Annotated in this window: 18 protein-coding genes; 8 read left to right on the forward strand and 10 right to left on the reverse strand. The window is 71.0% G+C overall.

All coding sequences use genetic code 11. The features are described 5' to 3' along the window. Positions 1–160: 160 nt before the first annotated feature. On the reverse strand, positions 161–1,858 hold the full coding sequence (locus AC1DX8_RS15805; RefSeq protein ID WP_477630892.1) for a SulP family inorganic anion transporter: 1,698 nt from the start codon (positions 1,856–1,858) through the stop codon (positions 161–163). Between the two features lie 178 nt (positions 1,859–2,036). Here AC1DX8_RS15805 and AC1DX8_RS15810 point away from each other — a divergent pair, with 178 nt between their 5' ends. Continuing rightward, positions 2,037–2,735: a spermidine synthase gene (locus AC1DX8_RS15810; RefSeq protein WP_477630893.1), complete on the forward strand. Its 699-nt coding sequence runs from the start codon at positions 2,037–2,039 to the stop codon at positions 2,733–2,735. Positions 2,736–2,913: 178 nt separating this feature from the next. Here the strand turns inward: AC1DX8_RS15810 and AC1DX8_RS15815 are convergent, their stop codons facing one another. From AC1DX8_RS15815 to AC1DX8_RS15825, 3 genes are all read right to left on the reverse strand, one after another. Beyond that, the gene (locus AC1DX8_RS15815; protein ID WP_477630894.1) at positions 2,914–3,114 is read right to left on the reverse strand and encodes a three-helix bundle dimerization domain-containing protein; all 201 of its coding nucleotides are present in this window, start codon (positions 3,112–3,114) and stop codon (positions 2,914–2,916) included. Positions 3,115–3,175: 61 nt separating this feature from the next. Beyond that, entirely contained in the window at positions 3,176–4,672 is a 1,497-nt protein-coding gene (locus AC1DX8_RS15820; protein WP_477630895.1) for a GntT/GntP/DsdX family permease, read from the reverse strand. Beyond that, on the reverse strand, positions 4,669–5,214 hold the full coding sequence (locus AC1DX8_RS15825) for a gluconokinase (RefSeq protein WP_477630896.1): 546 nt from the start codon (positions 5,212–5,214) through the stop codon (positions 4,669–4,671). Before AC1DX8_RS15825 ends, AC1DX8_RS15820 begins: the two co-directional genes overlap by 4 nt. 191 nt (positions 5,215–5,405) lie before the next feature. Between AC1DX8_RS15825 and AC1DX8_RS15830 the strand changes: the two genes are divergently transcribed. The 3 genes from AC1DX8_RS15830 (at position 5,406) to AC1DX8_RS15840 (ending at position 8,542) form a co-directional block, all read left to right on the forward strand. Continuing rightward, a complete protein-coding gene (locus AC1DX8_RS15830; protein ID WP_477630897.1) occupies positions 5,406–6,275 on the forward strand; it encodes a CHAD domain-containing protein in 870 nt (289 codons plus the stop codon). Between the two features lie 105 nt (positions 6,276–6,380). Beyond that, a complete protein-coding gene (locus AC1DX8_RS15835) occupies positions 6,381–7,292 on the forward strand; it encodes a hypothetical protein (protein ID WP_477630898.1) in 912 nt (303 codons plus the stop codon). Further along, positions 7,289–8,542, forward strand: a complete 1,254-nt coding sequence (locus tag AC1DX8_RS15840) for an NRAMP family divalent metal transporter (protein ID WP_477630899.1) — start codon at positions 7,289–7,291, stop codon at positions 8,540–8,542. Before AC1DX8_RS15835 ends, AC1DX8_RS15840 begins: the two co-directional genes overlap by 4 nt. Positions 8,543–8,636: 94 nt before the next feature. On the opposite strand, the gene AC1DX8_RS15845 is transcribed toward AC1DX8_RS15840, so the two are convergent. The 6 genes from AC1DX8_RS15845 to AC1DX8_RS15870 all read right to left on the reverse strand — a co-directional run bounded on the left by AC1DX8_RS15845 (position 8,637) and on the right by AC1DX8_RS15870 (position 13,772). After that, entirely contained in the window at positions 8,637–9,023 is a 387-nt protein-coding gene (locus AC1DX8_RS15845) for a hypothetical protein (RefSeq protein WP_477630900.1), read from the reverse strand. A gap of 38 nt (positions 9,024–9,061) precedes the next feature. Next, entirely contained in the window at positions 9,062–9,259 is a 198-nt protein-coding gene (locus tag AC1DX8_RS15850; RefSeq protein ID WP_477630901.1) for a PLD nuclease N-terminal domain-containing protein, read from the reverse strand. Between the two features lie 205 nt (positions 9,260–9,464). Beyond that, positions 9,465–10,274, reverse strand: coding sequence for a polyphosphate kinase 2 (ppk2, locus tag AC1DX8_RS15855; RefSeq protein ID WP_477630902.1), 810 nt, complete (start codon positions 10,272–10,274; stop codon positions 9,465–9,467). Then, entirely contained in the window at positions 10,267–10,989 is a 723-nt protein-coding gene (locus AC1DX8_RS15860; RefSeq protein WP_477630903.1) for a 2-oxo acid dehydrogenase subunit E2, read from the reverse strand. The genes ppk2 and AC1DX8_RS15860 overlap by 8 nt, the downstream gene beginning before the upstream one ends. 80 nt (positions 10,990–11,069) lie before the next feature. After that, positions 11,070–12,623 carry a carboxylesterase/lipase family protein gene (locus AC1DX8_RS15865; protein WP_477630904.1) on the reverse strand — a complete coding sequence of 518 codons (1,554 nt, stop codon included), beginning with the start codon at positions 12,621–12,623 and terminating at the stop codon, positions 11,070–11,072. Positions 12,624–12,743: 120 nt separating this feature from the next. Next, positions 12,744–13,772 (reverse strand): glycosyltransferase family 4 protein, encoded by a 1,029-nt coding sequence (locus AC1DX8_RS15870; protein ID WP_477630905.1) that lies wholly within the window; start codon positions 13,770–13,772, stop codon positions 12,744–12,746. 353 nt (positions 13,773–14,125) lie between these two features. Here AC1DX8_RS15870 and AC1DX8_RS15875 point away from each other — a divergent pair, with 353 nt between their 5' ends. The 4 genes from AC1DX8_RS15875 to AC1DX8_RS15890 all read left to right on the forward strand — a co-directional run bounded on the left by AC1DX8_RS15875 (position 14,126) and on the right by AC1DX8_RS15890 (position 19,185). Further along, complete coding sequence (locus AC1DX8_RS15875) at positions 14,126–15,292, forward strand: glycosyltransferase (RefSeq protein ID WP_477630906.1); 1,167 nt, start codon at positions 14,126–14,128, stop codon at positions 15,290–15,292. Positions 15,293–15,296: 4 nt separating this feature from the next. Beyond that, entirely contained in the window at positions 15,297–16,358 is a 1,062-nt protein-coding gene (locus AC1DX8_RS15880; RefSeq protein WP_477630907.1) for a glycosyltransferase, read from the forward strand. Beyond that, positions 16,355–17,722 (forward strand): glycoside hydrolase family 130 protein, encoded by a 1,368-nt coding sequence (locus tag AC1DX8_RS15885; protein WP_477630908.1) that lies wholly within the window; start codon positions 16,355–16,357, stop codon positions 17,720–17,722. Before AC1DX8_RS15880 ends, AC1DX8_RS15885 begins: the two co-directional genes overlap by 4 nt. Positions 17,723–17,949: 227 nt before the next feature. Beyond that, a complete protein-coding gene (locus tag AC1DX8_RS15890) occupies positions 17,950–19,185 on the forward strand; it encodes an MFS transporter (protein ID WP_477630909.1) in 1,236 nt (411 codons plus the stop codon). Positions 19,186–19,199: the final 14 nt, after the last annotated feature.

Raw genomic sequence — 19,199 nt, forward strand, 5'->3', positions numbered from 1 at the left:
CTGGCGACCGGCGGTCCCGCTCGAAGCGGGACTCCTCCGGGTGGAAACCCCGACACCGGCCTCCGACACCGGCCTCCGACACCGGGCGACCACACCGGGCGACCACACCGGGCGACCACAGCAGCGGACAACCTCTTTCGGCGCACCCTCGCGGCCCCGGCTAGCGCGGCTCGTACCCCTTCGGAGGATGGCCGAGGTTCGCGACCGACCACTCCACGTAGCCCTCGACGGCCGTCGGCAGGGTCATGAAGACCCGGTGTTCCCCCACCTGCGACAGGAACCCCGTTCGTGCGAGGTCGTCGCGGAGCTCCTGCTTCACCCGCGCCATCGCGAACACGATCCCCCGCCGCTCGATCTCTCGTCGCAGCGACTCCAGCGCGTCCGCCGCCGTCAGGTCCACGGTGACGATGGCTTCGGCGTTGAGCAGGAACCACCGGGTGGGCGTCTCGGCCGAGTCGATGGCCGCCAGGGCGCGCTTGGTGAAGTCCTGGGCGTTGGCGAAGAACAACGGGGAGTCGTAGCGGTAGACCACCAGACCCGGGACGGTGGTGGCCCCCGGGTAGTCATCGAGGTCATGCATCCCGGCCATCCCGGGGACGTAGCCCAGGACTCCGTCGTGGGGTCGGGTGACACGGTGCACGAGATCGAGGACGGACAACGCGACCGCAGCGAGCACCCCTTCCAAGGCTCCGAAGACCAGCACCGCCGCCGTGGTCCCCAGGGCGAGCGCGAACTCGACCCGGCGAAAGGCCAGGATCCGGCGAAACTCGGTCAAGTCGATGAGCCGCGTGGCGGCATACACGACCATCGCACCGAGCGCCGCGCGCGGGAACGCCGCGAGGATCGGCCCGAGGAAGGCGACCGCGGCGACGACGGTGCCGAGAGCCACCACTGAGTGCAGCTGGGTGCGACTCCCCATCGCGTGGCCGATCGCGGTGCGGCTGCCGCTGCTGCTGACAGGGAATCCCTGCACCGCACCGACCGCCAGGTTGGCCGCACCCAGGGCCAGGAGCTCCTGGTTGGCGTCGATCGGCTTCGCGTCCCGCGACTCGAAGGCCCGTGCCGTGAGCACGTTGTCGGAGAAGGCCACGAGGGCAACTCCACACGCGGCCGGCAGGAGCGACAACAGCTCCCTGCCCTCCAGCACCGGGAGCTGGAGGTGGGGCACGCCGCGGGGAATGTCACCCACCACCGACACCCCGGCCGAGTCGAGGTGGAAGAGGGCGACGACCCCAGCCGCCAGGAGCATCGCGATGAGCGGAGACGGGAGTCGCGGGAGGTAGCGCCCCGCCAGCAGGAGGAAGACCAGGAGCACGAGCGCGAGGACCATCGTCGTGGGGTCGGCGTCCGCGAGGTGCCGCACCACGAAGGCGATCTGCTCCACGGGGCCTTCGCCGTGGACCGTCATCCCGGTGAGCTTGCCCAGCTGGCTCACGACCATGAGCAGCGCAACCCCGGCCATGTAGCCCACGAGGACCGGGCGCGACAGCAGGTCAGCCAGGAAACCGAGTCGTGCCACTCGCGCCACCAGGCAGATCACCCCCACCATCCCGGCCAGGGCAGCGGCCAGCGCGGCGTACCGAGCTGCATCCCCGCTGGCCATGCCAGCCAAGGCTGCGGCGGTCATGAGCGCGGTGGTGGACTCCGGGCCGACCGACAGCTGGGGCGACGACCCGAGCACCGCGTAGACCAGCAAGGACGCCGCAGCAGCCCACAGCCCCGCCACCGCGGGGAGACCGGCGACCTCCGCGTATGCCATGACCTGGGGCACGAGGTAGGCGGCGACCGTCACCCCGGCCAGTACGTCACCGCGCAGCCACGCCTTCCGGTAGCCAAGCGCCACGTGGACGCCCGGCACGGGCACAGGCCGACGCCACGAGCCGGACGGTCGAAGGAACGGTCGCACGCCCCATGGTGGAGGCAGTGGCGCCGTCGGGTCGAGGGTCGATGGTCCCGAGCACCGGTTGCGGTGGCACCGACGACCCTGCCGCCCTGCGCCGGCGCCCGAGGCCGACGAGGCGCACTAGTCTCGGGAGGTGAGGATCGAGGAGCTCGACTGGGGCGACACACCATGGGGCGCCATCAGCCTCCGCCGGCGCTGGGACCGCATCACCGAGCGAGATGTGTTCGAGGTGAAGCTGGGCGACGACTTCCTCATGTCCAGCCAGTTCACCATTGGCGAGGAGGAGCTGTCGCGCATCGGTCTCGCAGCCGTGCCCGGCGAGTCGCTGACGGTGCTGGTGGGTGGTCTCGGACTCGGGTACACGGCGCTGGCAGCGCTCGAGGACGAGCGCGTGACAGAGCTGACCGTCGTCGAGGCGCTGGAGCAGGTGATCTCCTGGCACCAGCGTGACCTCCTGCCGGACAGCAAGGGGATGGCGGCCGACCCACGCGTTCGCCTGGTGCGCGACGACTTCTTCGACCTGGTGCGCGCGGGTCGGGCCGACCGCACCTATGACGCGGTGCTGCTCGACATCGACCATGCCCCCGACTGGCTGCTGCGCGACGACCACGGCGACCTCTACACCGTCGAGGGCTTCGCGCGGGTGGGCGCCATGATCGCGGACGGTGGCGCCTTCGCCCTGTGGTCGGACGAGCCGCCCGAGCCCGAGGTGGTGCGGCGGATGGGCGCGGCGTTCGAGGTCGCCGACGCCCACGTGGTGCCGTTCCCGAACCCGCTGACCGGTGGCGAGTCGACCAACACCGTCTACCTGGCGGTCCGGCCCCGTCGCTGAACCCCGTCGCTCAGCCCGACGCCTGCCATGGCCTCGCGGCTGTGGCTGGTGGTCAGGGGCTGGTGGTCAGGGGCTGGTGGTCAGGGGCTGGTGGTCAGGGGCTGGGCGTCAGGGGCTGGGCGTCAGGGGCTGGGCGTCTGGCGCCAGTGGCTGGGGGCCAGGAGCCGGGGACCAAGGGTTATCGGCGGACCATGGAGCCGAGCCGCTCGCGGGCGAGGTGCTCGACGAGGACCGGGACGTATGCCCTGACCGGCCCGGTGAGCTCGGAGTGCGCCACCCGCACGGCGGCCTCGACCACGTGCGGGTCCAGTTCGGGGAAGCGGTCTGACAGCCGCTCCTGCACCGCGCCAAGGGCAGCCGCCTCGTCATGCACGTCCATCGGGTCAGTGTGGTCCTCGAGGTGGCGTCGGGCAAGACGTCGTGCGTAGGTCGGGCCGCCGCTAGACGATCACGCTCATCAGCATCACGAGGGCGAAGCCCACGACGGAGATCACCGTCTCCATGACCGACCACGACTTGATGGTCTCGCCCACGGTCAGCCCGAAGTACTCCTTGACGAGCCAGAACCCTGCGTCGTTGACGTGGCTGAAGAACAGGGAACCGCAGCCGATGGCGAGCACGAGCAGAGCCAGGTGGTTGTCCGTCAGGCTCGCGCCGAGCGGGCCCACGATGCCTGCTGCGGTGATCGTGGCGACCGTCGCCGACCCGGTGCCGAGCCTGATGAGGACCGCGACCAGCCAGCCGAGCAGGAGGACCGAGATGTTCACGCCCTCCGCCCAGTTCTTGATGACGTCCCCGACCCCCGCGTCCACGAGGGTCTGCTTGAAGCCGCCACCGGCAGCGACGATGAGGATGATCCCCGCGATGCCGGGCAGGCTCGCGCCGAACGAGTCGCTGACCTGCATGCGGTTCATGCCCGTGGCCAGGCCGAGGGCGAAGTAGCAGAAGATCACCGCGATGAGCAGGGCGACGACCGGGGTGCCCAGGAAGTCGGTGACCTTGCGGAACCCAGTCTTCTCGTCCGTGACCACCAGCTTGGCCACCGCATCGATGAGCATGAGGAGCACGGGCAGGGTGATGGCCACCAGTGCGGACGCGAACGGCACCTGGCGCCGACCAGGCTGCGCCGCACCGGTCTCATCGAGGCTCCGCTCGGCACGCGCGTCGCCCACGTCAGCCGAGGACCCCGTCGGCGCGCTGGCGCCACCGCCGGGCGCACCCGCCCCGGCATACGCAAGGTCGGTGGCGTGCTTGGGCACCCAGTTGTGGACGAAGCGCGCCAGCACCGGCCCGGCGACCACGACGGTGGGGATGGCGATGATGATGCCGAACAGCAACGTCAGGCTCAGGTCGGCCTTGAGCAGCCCGATGGCGGTCAACGGGCCCGGGTGCGGCGGCACCAGGCCGTGCAGCACCGACAGGCCCGCCAGGGCCGGGATGCCGACGTGCATCAGTGACAGTCCGGTGCGGCGGGCCACCATGACGACGACGGGCACCAGGAGGACGACGCCCACCTCGAAGAACAACGGCAGACCGAGGATGGCGGCGATGGCGGCCATCATCCACGGCAGCCCGTTGCGCCCTACCCGACCGATCATCGTCGAGACGATCTTGTTGGCGCCCCCGGAGTCCTCGAGCATCTTGCCGATCATGGCGCCGAGCGCGATCAGCACGCCGACCGAGCCCGTCGTGGTCCCGAAGCCCTTGATGAAGCTGGCGACGATGTCGGCCGGTGGCATCGTGGCGATGGCTCCCAGGACCGCCGATCCCAGCATCAGCGACAGGAAGGGGTGGAGCTTGGCCACGGTGATGAGCAGGACGACGGCGAGGATGCCGACGACGCAGGCGACGACGAGCACGCCGTCGCTTGCATACGGCGCATCGGCAGTGGCGAGGGCGGCGGCCCCCGACAGGCCGTGCTGGAGGGAGGCGGTCATGAGTGGTCCTTCCTGACACCCAGCGCAGACAGCGCGCGGTCCAGCACCGCGGCTGCGGTGCCCTCGTTCGTGATGACGACCCCGGCCTCGTCAGGCTGCAACGGCTCCAGCGTCGCGAGCTGGCTGGGCAGCAGGGAGGCGGGCATGTAGTGGCCCGGCCGGTGCTCCATCCGGTCGCGGATCAGCTCCGACGGCGCCGTGATGTGGAGGAACCGCACGTGTGCCCTGTCCTTGCGCAGCACGTCCCTGTAGACGCGCCGGAGCGCCGAGCACGTGATGACCGCCGACTCGCCCTGCTCCTCCTTCGACGAGATCCAGGCGCCGATCGCCTCCAGCCACGGCCAACGGTCCTCGTCGGTCAGCGGCTCCCCTGCCCGCATCTTGGCGACGTTCGCCTCGGAGTGGAACGCATCCCCCTCGGCGAACTCCCACCCGGTCACCGTCGAGATCCCCTTGGCCACGGTGGACTTCCCCGACCCCGACACGCCCATGACGATGACGTGGTCCGGGGTGCGGGATTGAGTTGTCGGACCATCGTCCATGCCGCGACTGTAGACCCGGGTGTGCCGGTCGGCATCTGCACTCGGACGCCCCGCGACCGCGGCGGCCCGGTGCGTCGGGCAGGTGCATCGGGCAGGTGCATCGGGCAGTTGTGACGGGAACAGCCGTGTGCGGGCAGCCAACGCGTGAGACCCTCTCACCAACGTCAGCCCTGCGAAAGGCACCTCACCCGATGAGTCCCGAGCCGACCGCTCCGGGCACCGCCGCATCACTGGTCGGGCCCTTTCTGGGAACGCAGCTCACCGTCCTGCTGGCGGCGGACGACGCACTTCGGGAGCGCGACGAGTCGGTCGTCCACGCGGGGAGGGTCGCGACGCGCCGCTCCCGCAGCGCCCTGCGCGTCTTCAGTCCGCTCTTCGCCTCCCCTGCCGGCGAAGAACTTGATCGCGAACTGCGTTGGTGGGCAAGCATCTTGGGCCCAGTGCGTGACCTGCAGGTCCTGCAGGACCGGCTCGATGGGTTGGTGGCCGAGCTCGACGAGGAGCTGGTCGTCGGCCCGGTGCGCACCCGGATCGACGTCGAGCTCGGCCGCGACCGGCTCCAGCACTGGTCGGCCGTGGTGGAGGCGCTGGGAAGTGAACGCCATCGTGAGCTCGTCGGCCAGCTCCGACGATGGCAGGCCGAGACCCCCTGGACCGCCAAGGCCACGCGGCCCGACTCGACCCTCCGCGACCTGCTCCAGGACGCAGACCGCGTCGTGGCCGAGCGACTCGCCCGGGCTCGACGCTCAGGCGACGTGGAGGACATGCACAGCGCCCGGAAGGCAGCCAAACGGGCTCGGTATGCCGCCGAGGTGATCGCACCCGTCAGCGGCCCGAAGGCGCTGCGGACCGTCGACCGGTACCGGCGGCTGCAGGACCTGCTGGGCGAGCTCCAGGACAGCACGGTCAGCGCGCAGCTGCTGCGACGCCTGGCCGACACGGCTGACAAAGAACAGGGCGAGAGCAGCTTCACCTTCGGACTGCTCCACGAGCGCGAGCAACGACGCGCCCGCGAGACTGCTGTGGAGGCACAGCGTCTCGCGAAGCGCCTGTACACCTGACCGACGCGGTGTGGACTCGAGAGGCTGGTCGCTCGGTTCAGAAACGGGTGCAGGCGGGACGTTCGGCTCTGGTTCGGCTCGACGACGACGTCTTGGCTGTGCGGTGTGAGTGACAGCGCGCCGGAGGGCATGGCGTCTGTCGTGCTGCTCTCGACGCTCCTGGGTGACCGGGTCCTCACCGAGTCCGGCACGCCCCTCGGGCGGCTTCGCGACCTGACGGTCACCATCGGCGCGGACGACCCCACCGTGACCGGTGTGGTCGTCGGTGCAGGGAGGACGTCGACCCGACTCCTGCCTCTGTCCGCGGTCCGCGGGATCGCCGAAGTCGGCCCGGTCCGCGTGCGCGACGGGATCGCCGCGATCGCACGTCCGCTGCCGGAGCGGGACCTTCCCCTTCGGGCCGACGAGCTGCTGTTGGCACGAGACGTCGTCGACACCCAGGTCGTCGACCTCCAGGACTATCGGCTCTCCCGAGTCTCGGACCTCTACCTCGTGTGCCAACCGGACGGGGCGCTCGAGGTGGCAGCGGCCGAGGTCGGTCTCGCCGCCGCGTTGCGGCGGATGGGGATCGGCTGGTTCGGCCGGTGGCTGCGACCCGTCGTCGTGGACTGGACCGACCTGCACCTCACGTCGCGCCGAGGTCACGAGATCCAGCTCGGCTGCAGCACCGCGGCGTTCCACAGCCTCGACAGCCAGGGGCTCGCCGAGCTGCTCACGAGGGTCAGCACGGGACACGCGACCGAGCTGATCCAGGCCCTGCCCCCCCGTCATGCAGCGGCCGCCCTCCACCGCAGCCATCCCGCGACGGGGCAGCGTCTGATCCGTGCGCTCGGGCGTGACCACGCCAGCCGGCTGATCGCCGCCGCCCAGGCGTCCCACGCCGCCCGGCTCGCCGAGCTGCAGACCGAGCCCACCGCTCCGGTACCGAGGCGCCTCCTGCGCACGGCCGGCTGGCGGAGGTACCGGCCCTCCCACGCGCTGCCGGGACGACGCGACCGGAGGGGCGGGGGCAGATGAGCACCGACGTCCGCCCCGTCCGGACCCGGCTGCGCGGCCGTCGCGCCGCCCTGGCCGCACTGGGGGCCGTGGTCGGACCGGGCCTGCTCGCCGGCCTGTCCGACGACGATCCGGCCGGCATCACCACCTACTCGGTGCTGGGCGCCTCGTACGGATACCAGCTGTCCTGGGTCCTGCTCCTGGCGACGCTGGCCCTGGTGCTCTTCCACAGCCTCGGCGCACGGCTCGGGGTCGTGACGGGGCAAGGGTTGATCGGACTGACCCGTGACCGCTACGGACCCAGGGTGGGTGGTCTGGCCCTCCTGCTCCTCGTCCTCGCGAACCTGGGCACGACCTGCGCCGAGTTCGCCGGTGTCGCAGGGGGATTCGAGCTGTTCGGCATCTCCCGATACGTCTCCGTACCCGTCACCTGCGCCGTCGTCTCCGGGCTGATGCTCAAGGGCAGCTTCCACCGCGTCGAGCGCCTGCTGATGGCTCTGGCGGCGGTCCTGGTCGCCTACCTCGCCGCCGGCGTCGCGGTGGGCCCCGACTGGGGCCTTGCCGCCCGGGGCCTGGTCGTGCCGACCATGCCGCTGACCCGTGACGCCGTCCTCGTCGTCGTCGCCACGGTGGGCACGACCCTGGCACCGTGGGGCCTGAGCTTCATCCAGTCGTATGCCGTGGACAAGAAGCTCACCGTCGCCGACCTCCGGTTCGAGCGCATCGACGTGATCACGGGTTCCCTGCTCACCGGCATCGTCGGGCTGTTCGTGGTGGTGACCTGCGCGGCCACCCTGCACGCCCGGCACCAGACCATCACCAGCGCCTCCGACGCGGCGAGTGCGCTGGAGCCACTGGCGGGCCATTTCGCCAGCGCGCTCTTCGCCGTCGGGATCATCGGCGCGGCCCTCCTGGCCGCTGCGGTGCTGCCGCTGTCCACGGCATACTCCGTGTGCGACTTCACCGGTCACGAAGGCGCACTGGACGACGGGTTCGCGCGGGCTCCGCTCTTCTACTCGACCTTCGCGGTCTGCGCCGTCCTCTCGGCCGGTGCGGTGCTGCTGCCCGGCGTCTCGCTCGTGCCGGTGCTCGTGCTCACCCAGGTGCTCAACGCCGTGCTGCTGCTGCCACTCCTGGTCGTGATGTACCGGCTCGCCCGCGACCCGGAAGTGATGGGAGACAAGGCCGTTGGCGGCACCGGGCTGCTGTACGTCATCACCATCGGACTGGTGGGCGCGTGCGTCGGCGGCCTGCTCGTGCTCAGTCTGTGACGAGGGTATGGCGCGTGGTCCGAGGGTATGGCGCGTGGTCAGCGGCGCTGGCGTGCGGGCTCCCGGGCCGGCCGGAAGCGCCCGGCGGACTGCGTCAGCCGAGGTGGATCAGGCGGTCGAGCAGAGGTGGGCCCGCCACCACCGCCAGGAGCACCGCATGGACCACGATGGCCGCCGTGGCCAAGGTTTCCCGCACGTCACGGCGCCGCGCATCCAGTGCCAGGCCGAGGCCGACCAGCACGGGGAGCAGCCACACCAGGGTGACGGCGATCCAAGGGCCCCAGGCCTCGAGGTAGACCACCTCACCGCCCGACGTGGGCGCACCGAGGAGCTCGGCGACCGGTTCACTCAGGGCGATGAACAGCGCCGTCCACCCGGCGAACACCGCGAGCATCCACAGCGAGAGCCGCGCCTCGCGTCGGGCTGGCCGAAGCGGAGCCGGGTCAGCTGTGGGACCAACCCCTACCGGGGACCCGCTCATCGAAGCCACCTCCTGTCGCTGCCACTGTCGTTGCCGGGTCAGCGTGGACGCCGACGACCGAAGAGGAAGTAGGCACACGGCCCCACCGTGTTGACGAACGTGGCGCAGACCCAGGCCCACCGGGGCCCGTTCAGCTGCTCGGGCGTCCGGCGCCGCAGGTCGCGCAGTGCGGCGGCCTGCAGGAGCAGCTGCACCATCGCGCCGAGGACGACCCCGCGCCGCTGCCGGTCGCTCATCTCGGACCAGGATCGCTTCGTCCGTGCCGACCTTGTGTGCATCGCACTGCCTCCGTTGCTGGTGTCCCCAGTCAACGGCGGGACCCGGGCCCGCGACAGGGCCTTTGGGCCCGTCCTGAGGCGACAGGGCCTTTGGGCCCGTCCTGAGGCGACAGGGCCATGGGGCCCGACCTCAGGGCTGGTCCGGACGGCTCGAGTGGCCGCCTCAGCGCAGGGACGCGGCGTGGTCCGGCACGTAGGTGGTGTGCTCCCGCGGGGGCCGCTCATAGCCCTTCGACTCCGGGCGCTCGGGCAGCGTGAGGGTCGGCGGTGGCACGTCGACGTACGGGATGGTGGAGAGCAGGTGCGCCATCATGTTCAGCCGGGCGTGCTTCTTGGAGTCGGACTCGACGACGTACCACGGCGCCTCGGGGATGTCGGTGTGCACCATCATCTCGTCCTTGGCTCGGGAGTAGTCCTCCCAGCGGGTGATGGACTCGAGGTCCATCGGGGAGAGCTTCCACTGCCGCATCGGGTCGTTGAGCCGCGACTTGAAGCGTCGCTGCTGTTCGGCGTCGCTCACCGAGAACCAGTACTTGCGCAACAGGATCCCGTCCTCGACGAGCAGCCGCTCGAAGATCGGGCACTGGTGCAGGAACCGTCGGTACTCGTGCGGTGTGCAGAAGCCCATCACCCGCTCGACCCCGGCGCGGTTGTACCAGGACCGGTCGAAGAGGGTGATCTCGCCAGCGGCGGGCAGGTGCTCGATGTACCGCTGGAAGTACCACTGGGACTTGTCGCGCTCGGTCGGCGTCGGCAGGGCCGAGATCCGGACGTTGCGCGGGCTGAGGTAATCGGTGATCCGCTTGATCGTGCCGCCCTTGCCGGCCGCGTCGCGACCCTCGAAGACCACCACGACCCGTTGCTTCTCGGCCTTGACCCACTCCTGGACCTTGACCAGCTCGGACTGGAGGCGGAACAGCTCCGCCTCGTAGACACCCTTGCGGATCGGTCGTTCGCCGGGGCGGTCACCCATGGTCGGGGAATGCTGCGGCGGTCTCCACGATCGTGCGCAGCGTCTCGGTGAAGCGGGCGGCGGGAGCGCCGTCGACCACGGCGTGGTCGAAGCTGATGGTCAGCGGCAGCATGGGTCTCGCGACGACAACCCCGTCGCGGACCACCGGTCGGTCCGCGACGCCACCCACCGTCACGGTCACCGTCAACGGCGCGACCGGTACGGCCCAGCCCCAGCCGCGGGTGAACATGCCGACGGAGGTGACTCCCACAGCTGGGCCGAAGCTCGCGGCGAGGGCAGGTCTGCGTCCGATGACCCGGATCCCGGCCCGGCGAATCGGCCCAGGCATCCGCATGAGGACCCGGGTGACTCCATGCGGCGGGTGCGGTTGGCCGGGGCCGAACTTGGCGCGATGAAGCACCTCGGACAGCTCGCCGCACGACTTCGCGTCCGCGTCCGGGATCACGACGATGTCGAGGACCGTGCGTCCCTCCCAATGACGCTCCACCGTGGCTCCCACGTCGACCCGGTCGAAGGACACGATGGTGGCTCCCGCCTTGCGTGCGTTCACGTCTGGGTGCTGTGCCACGGCTCGCGCCACGCTGGCAATCACGAAGCCGGTCCACGAGACCCGCGGTTCGGCTGCCAGGATGCAGGCCTTCGCTCGCGTGACGTCGAGCTCCAGCAAGGCGTGGACCTGGAAGCGGCGATTGGCCCCTGCCAGCCGGTCCAGCACGGGTTGACGGTCGCGAGGCACCGGCGTCAGCTGATAGCCGCTGGGGGTGGTCGCTGCCTGTGTTGCGCGCCCAGCGGTGCTCACCGCAACCCCTCCCAGAGCGAGCGCTCCCAGGCGCGCGGGTCCACGACCACCTGTGAGTCCGCGTCGAACCGCATCGTCGCGCGGCGAGCGGGCTCGTAGGCCTGCCACCCCGGGTCCCCGGTGCGGGCGAAGGCGATCCAGGCGGAGTGCATCCGCTGTGCGAGGGACTGCGGCGGGTCGCTCCCGAGCAAGGGGCCGAACAGTGGCGCCCCAGGGGTGGCGGTGTCGAACACGAACGGCACCTCGAGAGCGTGGACAGCGCCGAGGCCGGGCGAGGACCACGCAAACTCGTACATGAAGGTGCCGGCGGTGGGAGCGGCACCTGCGTGGGCATCTGCCAGTCGGATGGCGGGAATCCGCATCCACCAGTCGGTCTGCACCTTCGCCAGGAGATCCCCGGGGCTCGCGTCCGGGTACCTCTCCCGATACGCGGCGAGGGCCGCAGGGACAGGGAGTCCGTACGAGGCCAGGGACTGGTAGCCCATTCCCCTGACCGGCCCGGTGAGGATCTCATCGGTGATGTTGCCGATGGCCCCGCTCATCACGAGCCACAGGCGCCAGTCGTCGACGTTGGTCCCCACGACGACGTCGACCTGGCCGCCCGCACCCGCAGCGATCCGCTCGATCGGCCGCCCGGGGACGACCCGGCCGTCGATCACCGGTTGCCACGGCATCGTGCTGGTCACCACGGACTGTCCCCACCGATCGGGGTCCGGGTCGGTGAGCAGCTGGCCCTTCAGGGCGGCCTGCGCCACCAGGAGCCGCTGGACCCCGGCCCCCGCGATGGCCTCCCGGGTCGGGGGAACCCCCAGCTCGTCTGCGAGGTAGCCGGCGATGCGCAGCGCGTCCTCAGGTGACGTCACGTGGTGGGCTGCGCCGCTCTGCAGGATGGCTCGGTGGAACAGGCCCTGGGCTCGCGGCATCGCCAGGAGCGTGCCGATGCTCATCGCGCCCGCAGACTCGCCGAAGACGGTGACGTTGGTCGGGTCGCCGCCGAAGGCGGCGACGTTCGCCTGCACCCACTCGAGAGCGGCGACCTGGTCCAGCAGACCCACGTTGGCGACATCGTCGGCGAGGTAGAGGAAGCCCTCGGCGCCGGGGCGCCAGTTGATCACGATGCAGACGACCCCGTCCCTCGCGAAGTGGCTGCCGTCATAGGCCGCCGTGGAGCTGAGCTCGAACATCCCGCCCTGGATCCACACCATGACCGGCAAGCGGGTCGCCCCGGGTTGAGGGGTCCAGAGATTGAGGTTCAGACAGTCCTCGGACGCTGCCGCCCTGTCGACCTCGGCAAAGGCCCCGGCGACGTCCTCCCAGTCCTCACCCGCACCCCCACGCGGTCCGCCGGTGGCCGGCGGAGCCACCTGCGGGGGTTCGGGCCCCAGCTGCGTGGCGTCGCGCACTCCCTCCCAGGCCATGACCGGCTGGGGTGGACGCAGCCTGTTCGCACCAGTCGGCGGCGCGGCATACGGGATCCCGAGGAAGGCGAGACCGCCCTCCACGTCCGAGCCACGCACCGTGCCCGCGACCGTCTGCACCTCACATCCCATGACCACCACGGTGCGTGCACCGGCGGGCGCAGATGAAGGGCCAAGGTCCCGCGTCGTTGCGCTTCTCGGCGTTGCCCCCTGCACCGGGGTCAATGTCAGACCTGCGCCGGTCGGGTTCCCTCACCGGAGGGCGCGCCGGCCCTCGTCGACCACCCCCTCGAAGAGGTGCAGGTAGTCGTTGACCATCCGCCGGGAGTCAAAGCGGCTGACCGCCTCCGCGCGGCAGGTTGCTCGGTCGATCTCGGCCACGCGTGCCACCGCGGCCACCGCCTCGTCCACGTCGCGGACCAGGAATCCGGTGGACCCGTCCCTGAGCAGCTCCGGCATCGAGCCGATGGCCGTGGCGATCACCGGGGTCCCCGTGGCCAGCGACTCGACGACCGACAGCCCGAAGGGCTCGGCGAAGCTGATGAGGTGGAGGAGGGCCAGGGCCCCGCCGAGGAGCCGGTCTCGCTCGTCGGGTCCGACGGGACCCACGTACTGGACGAGCCGTCCGTCGACGTGCGGCAGCACCTCGCTCCGGAAGTACTCCTCGTCCTGGACGACCCCGGCGATGACGAGCTCGAGGCCGGCGCGTCTGGCGACCTCGATGGCCCGATGGGGTCCCTTGTCGGGGTGGATGCGCCCCAGGAACAGCAGGTACGTGCCCTTCCCGGGGACGAAGGTGAAGGCGTCCGTCTCGATGCCGTGGTGGATCGTGGCCGCGTAGTCCAGGGCCGGGTGCCGGTCCGAGTCGCTGATCGCCACGTAGTGCGCGATGTCGTTGTAGGCGCTGAAGACCGGGACGATCCGGGGGGAAGAGAACCCGTGGATCGTGGTGACGACGGGGGTACGGACGAGCCGGCTGTACGTCAGCGGCATGAAGTCGAAGTGGTTGGAGAGCACGTCGAACTCGCCGGCCCTCTCGAAGGCTGCCGCGTTGTGCAGCCCTTCCCACGCCTTGGCGTCGAGGCCCGGAGCCTCCTCGTAGCCGTGGGGGGCAGTGGCGTGCAGGTGGGCGGTGGTCGCTGAGTCGGCGGTGGCGAAGAGGGTCACCTCGTGGCCGTGCTCGACAAAGCCTTCCGTGAGGGTCGAGGCGATCTGCTCCCACGGCCCGTACCCGAGCGGCGGCAGGCGATGGGCGATCGAGGCGATGACGCCGATCCTCATGGGTCCTCCAACAGGCTGGCTGCGGCTGGCGCGACCGGTGCCGGGGGCGCGGTCCGGGGCTGCATCGCTGCTGGCGTCACGGGGCGTCAGGTGGCTCACCCTAGTCCCGCTGGTCGCGGGGGCGTCCCGGCCGGCGAGCAGGCGGCGCCCGGCCAAGGGGTGCGGTGTTACGGTGGAGACCTCGACGCCTCGCCCTGGAGACGAGGCGCATCACGGTGATCGCCTGCCGCGACCAGCCTGCGCGTGCCCACTCCGTCAAGGCCCCCAACGCATCGTGCGTGCAGATCCAGCCCTTCGGGTGGCTGTGCTCCGCGACGACAACCGCCGCGGGGTCTACAGGAAGGCACCGCGTCATGTCCGTCTCTTACGGCATTCTCAGCACCTACCCGCCGACCCAGTGCGGCCTGGCCACCTTCAGCCGGTCCCTGGGGGAGGCCTTGCGCTCCACCGACCCCGTGGGTGTGGTGCAGATGGTCGACGCCGCCGGTACGGCCTTCCCCCCGGACGTGGTGCACCAGTGGGTCCGAGGCAGTGCCGGGGGTGAGGCCGCGGCCGCCGACGCGCTCAACCAGTTCGACGTCGCGATCGTCCAGCACGAGTACGGCATCTACGGCGGCCGGGACGGACTCGACGTGCTCGACGCCGTGGCGGAGCTGCGCGTCCCCATGATCCTGGTCGTCCACACGGTCCTCACGGAGCCCACGAACCGCCAGCGCCTCATCGTGCAGGAGCTGGTGTCGCGAAGCGCCGTGGTCGTCACGATGACCAAGGCTGCTCGGGACCGGCTCGTGAAGCACTACGGCACCGAGGCGGACAAGATCCGCGTCGTCCCGCACGGCGCCCACCCCCGATACCTGGTCGCACGCTCCGAGGCCCAGGCCCCGGCAACGGCTTGGTCAGCCCCGACGACTGACCCCTCGCTGTCCCGTCGACCGGTGGTGCTCACCTGGGGCCTGCTGGGCGATGGCAAGGGCATCGAGTGGGCCATCGAGGCGATGGCCCAGCTGCGTGACCTCCGCCCGGTCTACCGCGTGGTGGGGCAGACCCACCCCAAGGTCCTCGAGCACGATGGCGAGCGCTACCGGGACCGGCTCACCGACCGCGTGCGGCGCTTCGGCGTGACGGACCTCGTGGAGTTCGATGCCCGATACCTCGACCCGGTCTCGCTCCAGACGCTCGTGGCCGAGGCAGATGTCGTGGTGCTGCCCTACGACTCCACGGAGCAGGTGACCTCCGGCGTGCTGGCGGAGGCCGTCACCGCGGGCAAGCCGGTGGTCTCCACTGCGTTCCCGCACGCCGTCGAGGCACTGGGCAGCGGGGCGGGGCTCCTCGTGGCCCGTCAGGACCCCAGTGCCATCGCAGACGGGTTGCGCAGGGTGCTCACCGACCCGGAGCTGGCGGCGTCGATGTCGGCCGAGGCGGTCCGCATCGCTCCGGAGATGCTCTGGCCGGCGGTCGCCCAGCAGTACCGCGACCTGGCCACCCACGCCCTCGAGCAGCGCACCCTGGCAGCGGTGTGACGTCGTGACGCTCACAGCCGCGCACCCTGCCACCGTCGCCCCCGTCTCCTTCCGGCACCTGTTCCACCTCACCGACCACATCGGCCTGTTCGAGCACGCCGACCACACCCGGCCCCGACGTGCCCACGGCTACTGCGTGGACGACGTCAGTCGCGGCCTGGTCGTGGTCGCCCGCGAGGCACATCCCTCGGCGGAGCTGACCGCCCTCGCCACGACCTACCTCCACTTCGTGCTGGAGGCCCAGGGAGCCGACGGCGGGTTCCGCAACCGCCGCTCCGTCGACGGCGCCTGGACCGACGAACCCAGTGTCGAGGACTGCTGGGGCCGGGCGCTCTGGTCCCTCGGCACCGCCGTGGCCCGGGCTCCCGGGCTCGCCGACTGGCAGGCCCTGGGCGCGTTCACCGCCGGCGCTCAGCTGCGGTCGCCGTGGCACCGCTCCATGGCGTTCGCGGCCCTCGGCGCAGCCGAGGTGCTCACCATCAGCCCGCTCCACGTCCCGGCCCGCGCCCTGTTGGGTGATGCCGCCCGGATGATCGCGGGCCCGCCACCCGCGATGGGGACCACGCCGACGGTCCTTCCCGGATGGCGCTGGCCCGAACCTCGTCTGCGCTATGCCAACGCGGTGCTGGCGGAGACGCTCATCGCCGCGGGGTCGTTGCTGGGGGTCTGGAAGTGGCTCACCGACGGACTCGGCATGTTGTCGTGGCTGCTCGAGACGGAGACGTCTGCGGGTCACCTGTCTCCGACTCCGGCCCACGGATGGGCGCTGGGCGAGGCGCGCCCCGGCTTCGACCAGCAGCCCATCGAGGTCGCGGCGCTCGCGGACGCCTGTTCCAGGGCGTTCGACGTCACGGCAGATCCGCGCTGGCAGGCCGCGGTGCAGCTGTGTGCGGACTGGTTCGACGGCGCCAACGACGCCGGCATCAGCCTGCGGGACCCGCTCAGCGGCGGGGGGTGTGACGGTCTCCACGAGTTCGCGCGCAACGAGAACCAGGGCGCTGAATCCACCGTCGCCCTGATCTCGACCCTGCAACAGGCCCAGCGCGTCGGCGTCACCCGTCTGTGAACACCGACGCCGCCTGGGTCCACCGGGCCCCCCTGACGCTGCGGCCCGACCCCGGCCGGGTGCTGGCCAGGCTCTTCCTGCCCGGCCAGGAGTTCCTGGGCAGCCGCACGTCGAGGGCGGACGCCGTGATCGCCCGGGTCCTCGCGTTGGACGAAGCGAGTGCCCGCCGCGTCCTCATGGAGACGCGCGCGGCCTTCGAGTCGCGGCACCACGACCTGACAAGGACGTTCCGCGAGCACTTCGACCTGGTGGCACACCACGTCACCGGCGCCGCCGACCTGTCGGACGAGCGTCAGCAGCTCGTGGGCGCGTACTTCACCCTGGAGTACGCGCTGGAGGCGGCCGCACTGTTCAACCCCTCGCTCGTGCCGCACCCCGACCAGGAGGGTCTGCGCGAGGGCGAGCTGCGCTTCATCATGAGCCTGCGGGCCGTGGGCGAGGGGCACATCTCGAGCATCGAGCTGCGCACGGGGGTCCTCGGGGCGTCACCCGGCGAGGTGTGGCTCGACGAGCCCGACCCTCACCCCACGACGGGGCGGGTCACGCCGCCCACGTTGTCCAGCGACCGACGTGCAGACACCGGCGAGTCCGGGTCCCAGGTGCACGCCGAGACGACCCCGGAAGGTGAGGCGGCGGCATACACGTTGTGCTTCGACCCAGCGCGCCCACTGTCGGCGCGCGTGGTGTTCCCGACGGTGGCGGCAGAGAGCCACGGCGTGGAGGATGCCCGGTTCGTCGCCTTCGTCGACGGAGGCGCCGTGACCTACCACGCGACGTACACGGCGTACGACGGGACCAACGTGGCGCCGCGCCTGCTCAGCACCGAGGACTGGCTCACCTTTCGCAGCCGTCCCCAGCGGGGGCCAGCCGCCCGTGACAAGGGGATGGCGCTCTTCCCACGCAAGGTGGGCGGCCACTACCTGGCCCTGACCCGCTGGGACCGTGAGTCCCTGGGGATCACCAGCTCGGACGACGCGGTCACGTGGGGCCCACCCACGACCTTGGTCAGTCCGGAACGCTCGTGGGAGATCGTGCAACTCGGACAGTGCGGTTCCCCGATCGAGACCGCCTCGGGCTGGCTGGTCCTCACCCACGGCGTCGGCCCCATGCGCACCTACGGCATGGGGGCGCTGCTGCTCGACCTCGACGACCCGAGTGTGGTGCTCGGCTGCCTGGAGCGACCGTTCCTCCTCCCCGACGCCGACGAGCGTGACGGCTACGTGCCGAACGTCGTGTACTCGTGCGGAGGCCTGATCCACCACGACCAGCTGGTGGTGCCGTACGGCTGCAGTGACTCCACGGTGCGCTTCGCGTTCGTGGACCTGTCGCCTCTCCTCGAGCTCCTGGGCGGCCCGACGGGGTAGGCGCCGGCCCAGCCGAACAATCGGGACCTTTGTCCCTCCCCATCCACCGCCCGACCCGCTGGGCTTGGCTCCCGAAGCCCGGCCTGGACCGGGTCGCCTGCAAGGAGATCCGCCGTGGACCCGAGTCCAGCCCGCTGCCTGACCCTCACTTCGGTGATGACTCCATTGCCCTTTGGGCTCGGGGTGGACACCGTGGGGCCCATGCCATCCCGGACGTCGGCGCGACGGTGACGACCCAGTCGATCTCGACGGACCGCTCCCGCGTCGCGACGCGGTCGCCGTGGCTGATGCTGTCGATGGCGACGCTCGGCTTCGCCGTGAACTTCTGGGCGTGGGCCCTGATCAGCCCGCTCGGTCCGCTCTTCCGCACGACCGGGACCCTCGGCGTCCTCACCGAGTCCGACGTCGCCCTGCTCGTCGCCGTGCCGGTCGTCGTGGGTTCTGTCGGCAGGATCGTCGTGGGTGGCCTGACCGACCGCTACGGCGGCCGGGTGATGTTCCCGCTCGTCTCTGGCGTGACCATCATCCCCATCTGCTTCATCGCCCTCTTCGCGCTGAACTCCTACGCCCTGCTCCTCGTCGGCGGCTTCTTCCTCGGCATCGCCGGCACCGCGTTCGCGGTAGGGGTCCCGTTCGTCAACGCCTGGTTCCCACCCGAGAAGCGCGGCCTCGCGATCGGGGTCTTCGGCGCAGGCATGGGCGGCACGGCGATCAGCGCCCTCACCACGGTCAAGCTCACCACCGACCTGGGTGCCAGGGCGCCCTTCCTCATCACCGCAGCGGTCCTTGCTGCGTATGCCGTCGCGGCCTGGATCGTCCTTCGTGACGCACCCGGGCGGACGGTCCCCATCACGTCGCTCGCCTCGAGGATCTCGGCGAACTCGCGCCTTCCGATCACGTGGCAGGCGTGCCTGCTGTATGCCGTCGCGTTCGGTGGCTACGTCGCGTTCTCGGTGTACCTTCCCGCGTACCTCAAGACCGCGCACCACCTCAGCGCCGAGAGCGCGGCCAACCGGATGGCGGGGTTCGTCGTGATCGCCGTCATCATGCGTCCTGTCGGGGGCTGGCTCGCTGACAAGGTCGGCGCCATCCCGGTGCTGGCGACGGGCTTCGGTGTGGTCGTGGTCGGTGCGGCCATCTCCGCCGGCACACCGCCCCTGAAGGGCATCGGTACCGTCGCCTTCCTGGCCATGGCCGCTGCGCTGGGTTCCGGCAGCGGCGCCACGTTCGCCCTCATCGCCAAGGTCACCGAGCCGTCCCGGGTGGGCGGGGTGACCGGGCTCGTGGGCGCCGCCGGGGGCCTCGGCGGCTTCGTGCCGCCGCTGGTCATGGGCTACGTCTACGGACGCACCGAGTCGTATGCGATCGGCCTCTGGATGCTCTCGGTCACCGCAGCCCTGGCGCTGCTCCTCACCGTCACCGTCGTCCGACGAACAGGCGCCCAAGGACAGGAACCACGTTGACCCCTCCGCCGAAG

This window comes from Pedococcus sp. P2_A3 (assembly GCF_056405035.1).